Below are 4,923 nucleotides of genomic sequence, written 5' to 3'. Positions count from 1 at the left end.
GAGGGGTGGCGGGAGCCACTCTTGGATGTCCGCGATTTCCTGGCCGAGACGCTTGACCCTGAGCGCAAGAAAGTAGTGCGCGATTTCCGCAGAAGAACAGGGCATGTAACGATTAACCGCTCCGGAGACGGACTGATACCGGGTCCCTACAAGCTTGAATTTCGAAAAGAGATTCTAAGAAGACTTCTGAACGCTCAGAACGAAGCAGCCAAACTTGCCGAAGATGAACTCGCGCCGACACTGATCCATGCGGCGGAAGTTCATGAAATTCAACGAATATGGCGTCGAGAGTTAGGTGATTGGGGCGACAGCGCATATGCCATCGTCAACGACATCCTAGGACTGGAACTTTCCGCGGAGGAAACTGACGATTTCGAATTTTCTTCGCGGGACGGCGAAATTCTCCGCCAAATCTGCGAAGAGCACGATCTCCCAACTCAAATGATGAGCGAATTGCTGGATGCGGAGCGCTCGGTGCAAGGTTTGCGCCGTCGGACCTCAATCCATACTCGCATCTCCAGTATCCTGGAGAAGGAATGGCGGTCGGAGGAGGAGGTGCTTGCCGATTTTGACACAAGCGTCGACCAAGAAGGGGTCCCCGAGGAGCGTGTAACCTCATGAGAATTAGGGAAATTACCCTCGAAAACGTTGGACTCTATGTCGGCAGGCACAGTTTCAACCTGGAGACGGCTCCCGGAGAAGGGGCCAATGTGGTTACTATTCTGGGACACAACGGCGGGGGTAAGACTACGTTCCTTGATGCCATAAGACTTGCCCTTTACGGACGCCGCGCCCTTGGTCCCAGAACAGCACAGTCGACATATGAAGAGCATCTTCTGAAGAAGATCAGTGCGACTGCCTCATCGCGAGAGGCATCGATCATGCTGTCTTTTGTCAGAGTGGAGAACGGCCAAGAGACGGACTATTCTCTCACCCGGGCGTGGTCATCTCGCGGCAAATCCGTGGTTGAAACGTTTGACCTTATCCGCGATGGGCATCCAATTTCCGACTTGGAGCGTTCTGAATACGCTCAATACGTCGAAGAGCTGATCCCTCCTGGGCTTTCTCAACTATTCTTCTTTGACGGTGAAAAGATACAGGAAATTGCGGATGATGATGGCAGTCTAGGCCTTCGCGATGCCATCCGGGCGCTGCTCGGCTTGGATATCATCGACCAGTTGCAGACAGATCTGACCGTTTACACAAGCCGCCGCGCTGATCAAGACTCTCGTAATGTATTCGATCGCTTGCTTGAAGAACAGGAACGGCTCAAATCCGAGCTGGAAACGCAACAAGACCATCGTGCGGAGCTTCAAAGCAGTTGTGATCAGGCGGCAAGGCGTGTCGAACGTTTTGAAGCGGCGTACCGCAGTGAAGGTGGCCGTCAAGCGCAGTCGCGTGAAGACGTCTTGGCAAAGCTCCGCTCCGCGGAGGATACTCGGGAAGAGCTGAGCGCTCATTTGAAGCGTGCTGCCAATGACCTTTTACCACTAAGCTTGGCTCCTTCCTTGGTGGATAGGCTTTATCAATCGGCAAACGACGCGCGTGAAGGCCCGCAAAGGGACGCAGTACACGGCTTCATCAATGCATTCGAAGAAAATGCTTTGGGGCGAGCCAGCAAGAAAGGTTGTTGGTCACGTGAGCACTTCGATGAATTGCGCGCGAGTGTCGCCAAAGGGCCAGCAGAAAGCGCCAATCGCCTTTGGGCAGAGCCGGACTGGATACTTCAGCGTTTGAACGAACTTTCTGATGGGCGGCGACAGACGGCCGCAAACCTTGCTGATCGATTTGACCGCAACAGGGAACTCCGCGCCAGCCTCAAAAGAGAACTCGAGGGGTTTGATACTGGACAAGCCGAACAGGCGCTTGCGGATTTGAAAGAAGCAGAGCGGACACTTGGCGGCTTGGAACGTGAGCTACAAATCTGTGATGAGCGGATAGATCGACAGCTGCGCGAGCTTGAGGTCATAGGTCGCAAATTTAGGTCAGAAGAAATCGCTCTAAAACGCCAGGCGCAAGAAGAGCGAGGTTCCGCACTTGCGGTGCGAGCTCAAGGTGCTTTGTCTGAATTTGGAACTGCACTATTGAAGGATCGTATTGCGCGTTTGAAATCAGAGTTTGTCGAATGTTTTAACAAGCTCAGCCGCAAGAAATCACTTGTCGCGAGCATTGATGTTGATCCCGCGGATTTCAGCGTCACCCTGATAGGCAGCGATGGTGTAACCATCGCGAAGAACAGTCTTTCGGCGGGTGAGCGACAAATCTACGCTATTTCGATGCTATGGGCTCTTGGCAAGACAAGCGGTCGCCAGCTCCCGATCGTCATCGATACACCGTTCTCACGGCTCGATCAAAGTCACCGAATCTCAATCGTTCGCGACTACCTGCCAACAGCAAGTCATCAGGTCATTTTGCTCTGTACGGATACAGAGATGACCCCGAAACTTGCTGATACCCTCGAGGCTCACATAGCGCGCAGCTACAAACTTGAGGCAACAGCGGAAGCCCGGCAGACAACTCTTTTTCCCATTGAAGATCTCGCAGAGGAGCTCGCCTGATGCATATTGCGAAGCTCAGAGTTTCCTCCGAAGCAACGGGTCGACTTCGTATGCTTAGCCAACGCAGTGGGCTTACACCAAATCTGTTGTGTCGGATGGCTCTGGCGTCCTCATTGGAGACTGGGCCGATTGGAGACATGTCGGCGCCTGAAGAAAACGGCCAAGAATTCAATGCCTACACGCTCTTCGGCTCAGATCAGCCGATCTTCCTTTCCCTGCTCTCGCTTGTCGAAGAGACTGAAGCGGATGCAAACATGGATGATCAGGAGCTTTTGCGGCGCTTGCGGTGTCACATCGATCGCGGCATTGGACAGATTGCGGTTCGCATCAGTACGCCCTCTGACGCTGCGAGGCTCTTGTCGGGAATAGCTGCGTGACCGACGCTCAGATCTACCTTGATCACAATGCCTCTACTCCCGTGGATGAAGCAGTGATCCAACGGATTTTGGTGGCGATGCGAGAATTGCCGGGCAATCCATCAGCCGTTGACCATCCCGATGGGGCTGCCGCCGCTGCAGCAATAGAAGAAGCGCGAGAGACGGTTGCCACAGGCATAGGCGCGCGCGCCGCTGACATTTTGTTTGTGAGTGGTGCAACAGAGGCTAACAACCTTGCAATTCTGGGGGCCATCCACAAACAGCGCCAAAAGGGCTGCCGACGTGTAATCACTGTGGCCACGGAACATCCCTCTGTCCTGGAGACGATCAAACATTCCGTTCCGGCCGAAGATACCGTCATTCTACCTGTGAACGATCAAGGTCTGTTTGATCTAGACAGATTGGAGCGGGAGCTCAGGAGCAACGTAGCCCTTGTGAGCTGCATGGCTGCCAACAACGAGACAGGTGTTCGGCATCCAGTCGCAGAGATTGGGAACCTTTGCGACCGCTATGGCGCATTGTTTCACTGCGACCTGACACAGCTTACAGCGTATGAGGAGATCGACGTTGGCTCCGCGAATATCCATCTTGCGAGTTTGTCGGGGCATAAGATGTATGGCCCGAAAGGTGTTGGCGCACTCTATTGCCGACGTCGGCGACCTCATGTGGCGTTAGAACCCCTTGTCAGAGGGGGCGGTCAGGAACGCGGCCTTCGGTCTGGAACACTGAACACGGGTGGTATTGTTGGTCTCGGGGCAGCTTTCGAACTCCGACGCTCTAGACTAACCCGGGCTACAGATATTGCCGCGTTGCGCGACAGGCTAGAAAGCCGCCTGGTTGCTGAGACCGATGCCCACGTGAATGGCGGAGAGGTATCGCGTCTTCCAAATTCTCTCAATCTCTCGATCGCGGAAGTTGAGCCGCTAGCTTTGATGCGGCGTCTTACAAGCAGAATTACCTTTTCAAGTTCAAGTGCCTGTTCGACGCAGTCTATTGATGATTCCCATGTTCTTGAAGCGATGTTTGGTGTCGGCGACAGTCGCACACGGAGTGCGTTTCGACTGGGATTGGGCTTCGGCACAACCGAACAAGAGATCGAGACGACGGCCGACCTGTTCGCCCAAACGGTGAACGACATCAGACGAGGTCGGGTGGGCAGCGCCGCCTAAGCTTAAAATGTCAGCTCAAAGATTGTCATTGCCTGGTCTCTAAGGGCGTTCTGGCGAGCGCTTGCCTGTTCGGCGCCCCAAGCCTCATTCGCGGCAATTTCTTGATTGATTAGAAGTCGAGAGCCTTCGAGGACAGGTTTTTTGTCGGCAAATGGTCTGTTGCCGGCTCGATCATTCTCATCCTGGCTGAGAAGCGTGAGGTTTCCGAGTTTGTGAAGATGCGGGAGCATCTCAGCTCCTGCGTCTTCAGGATTTTGAGGACTGATATGTTCCAAGGTCATTGCGCCGATGTCGATCGGAACGTTTGGAGCAAGAACTGTTGGCCGTCCATTCGCTTGCCCGTTATACCAAGTCGACATGAATTCGGTCATGGCAAGAACATATTTGAGCGCCTTTTTGTTCTGCTCGTACTCAAGCCCCTCCAGCTGACGTTGCATTGCCTCTCTTGTTGCGTAGCGATTTAGGAGATCCGTCAAGATCGCTTCGACTTCAGGCAAGCGATACTCAGCCGGCGTGGTGTTAAGACAGGTTATGACGGGCCCAATCTTACGGTCGTATTCGGCAATCCTCGCACGCGCTAGGATTCCGTAGCGAAACGCGAAACGCTCTAGCACGCAGAGCAACCGCTCACGATGACCCGCGTCAAGGTTCTTGGAGGCGCAGACCAATGGAAGTATCCAATGAAGCTTCAGGTCGCGAAGGGTAAATGCCAGCCGATGTGTCATGACTGGCGTTAATTGTAGCCCTCCGCCAGCCACGTCGCCGTCAGACTGAACCGCCCCGGGTTTACCGGAGAGTAAAACACTCAAAGGATGAGCC

General features: G+C 54.1%; 5 protein-coding genes. 4 read left to right on the top strand and 1 reads right to left on the bottom strand.

From position 1 onward, the window contains the following. The 4 genes from ATO11_RS20875 to ATO11_RS21560 all read left to right on the top strand — a co-directional run. Positions 1-621, top strand: a 621-nt coding sequence (locus tag ATO11_RS20875; protein ID WP_341271341.1) for a DNA modification system-associated small protein, incomplete at its 5' end; no start/stop codon positions are given. After that, positions 618-2,558, top strand: coding sequence for a DNA sulfur modification protein DndD (gene dndD, locus ATO11_RS21565; protein ID WP_082176578.1), 1,941 nt, complete (start codon positions 618-620; stop codon positions 2,556-2,558). The genes ATO11_RS20875 and dndD, both read left to right, overlap by 4 nt. After that, entirely contained in the window at positions 2,558-2,935 is a 378-nt protein-coding gene (gene dndE / locus ATO11_RS20860) for a DNA sulfur modification protein DndE (protein ID WP_050532848.1), read from the top strand. The genes dndD and dndE overlap by 1 nt, the downstream gene beginning before the upstream one ends. After that, entirely contained in the window at positions 2,932-4,104 is a 1,173-nt protein-coding gene (locus tag ATO11_RS21560; protein ID WP_110553836.1) for a cysteine desulfurase family protein, read from the top strand. Before dndE ends, ATO11_RS21560 begins: the two co-directional genes overlap by 4 nt. A 2-nt stretch (positions 4,105-4,106) precedes the next feature. Here ATO11_RS21560 and ATO11_RS20855 read toward each other — a convergent pair. Beyond that, the coding region (locus ATO11_RS20855; protein ID WP_207383006.1) for an HNH endonuclease family protein at positions 4,107-4,923 on the bottom strand (817 nt) is incomplete at its 5' end.

The sequence above is a fragment of the Pseudaestuariivita atlantica genome, assembly GCF_001205715.1.
GTDB lineage: Bacteria > Pseudomonadota > Alphaproteobacteria > Rhodobacterales > Rhodobacteraceae > Pseudaestuariivita > Pseudaestuariivita atlantica.
This window is presented reverse-complemented; position numbering and strand designations above follow the sequence as displayed.

Coding starts and splice junctions, on each gene's coding strand:
- dndD (WP_082176578.1), top strand. CDS start 618: ATGAGAATTAGGGAAATTACCCTCGAAAACGTTGGACTCTATGTCGGC.
- dndE (WP_050532848.1), top strand. CDS start 2,558: ATGCATATTGCGAAGCTCAGAGTTTCCTCCGAAGCAACGGGTCGACTT.